Origin of the sequence: Terrisporobacter mayombei (assembly GCF_020748465.1) — a bacterium.
Lineage (GTDB): Bacteria > Bacillota > Clostridia > Peptostreptococcales > Peptostreptococcaceae > Terrisporobacter > Terrisporobacter mayombei.
On the sequence record NZ_JAHZMP010000193.1, the window covers coordinates 1 to 468 of the forward strand.

1 protein-coding gene is annotated in these 468 nt (G+C 29.1%); it reads right to left on the reverse strand.

Annotated features, from left to right (window positions below; all coding sequences use genetic code 11):
* Positions 1-250: 250 nt before the first annotated feature.
* Positions 251-468: amidohydrolase family protein (locus K0039_RS21080; RefSeq protein ID WP_228106867.1), on the reverse strand; the 218-nt coding region annotated here is incomplete at its 5' end.

Sequence of the window (468 nt, forward strand, 5' to 3'; positions counted from 1 at the left end):
TATTTTTTTACCAAATCTCTATACATACCTACTGGTGTACTTCCTGTAGCTAGTCCTAATATTGAATTTGGTTTTAAAACTATTTGAGCTGCTATCATCTCAGCTGCTTTTTTACTCATTGCATCATAATCTTTACACACTAATACTCTCATCTTGTTCCTCCTAAATTTTAACTACTATTTCAACTACGGTAAGTTTAATTTATTATTTTTTATATTGCTTTTACTGTCTTTAAAGTTTGTTCTGTATACTATATATTTTTATATACTACTTCCCCCAAGCAAAGTGTCATTTTACAATCTAAATTCTCATCAAATACAGCTATATCTGCATCCTTGCCTATTTCTAAGCTTCCTTTTTTGTCATTTATTCCCAAAGATGTTGCTGGATTTAAAGATGCTAAACTAATCGCTTCATTCACCTTAAGGTTTGTATTATCTAAGAAGTTAAATACCATTTTATTTAAAG